This window comes from Paenibacillus sp. 01L418, assembly GCF_056400045.1.
On record NZ_JBFTSN010000850.1, the window covers coordinates 1 to 678 of the forward strand.

At 45.6% G+C, this 678-nt stretch carries 1 rRNA gene; it reads right to left on the bottom strand.

The window, feature by feature from the left end:
* Nucleotides 1-325, bottom strand: a 16S ribosomal RNA gene (locus AC1DSE_RS36110); the annotation flags it as partial.
* Between the last annotated feature and the right edge of the window lie 353 nt (nucleotides 326-678).

Genomic DNA, 678 nt, shown 5'->3' on the forward strand with positions numbered 1-678 from the left:
TGTGGCCGATCACCCTCTCAGGTCGGCTACGCATCGTCGCCTTGGTGAGCCGTTACCTCACCAACTAGCTAATGCGCCGCGGGTCCATCTGTAAGTGATAGATTGCTCCATCTTTCCCGATTCAGTCATGCGACCATATCGCGTATCCGGTATTAGCATTCGTTTCCGAATGTTATCCCAGTCTTACAGGCAGGTTACCCACGTGTTACTCACCCGTCCGCCGCTAAGCATCAGAGGTGCAAGCACCTCATCAACTCCGCTCGACTTGCATGTATTAGGCACGCCGCCAGCGTTCGTCCTGAGCCAGGATCAAACTCTCCAAATTGGTGTTTGAAATGCTCATTACTTTTTTATCGCTTTTTTCGCTTATCCCGAAGGATTTGCGAGGCAGTTATTACTCGTTGTTCAGTTTTCAAAGAACAATTCATTCTTTCGTGTCAACCGCGTGTTTCGTATCGGCGACTTTTATAATATATCACATTCGCCCAAGTTAATGCAAGCTTTTTTTTAAATTCTTTTTTCGAAGCTTGTTTACTTACTCTTGGGGCGAGAACTAATGTAGCACATAATTGAATACAGAGTCAACCTTTTCCTTAAACCTTTTTCAAATTTGCTAAACCACCACCCACTGGAGCCCAACGATTAAGGCTACTCCAGGTACACCTAATGTAAGTACAG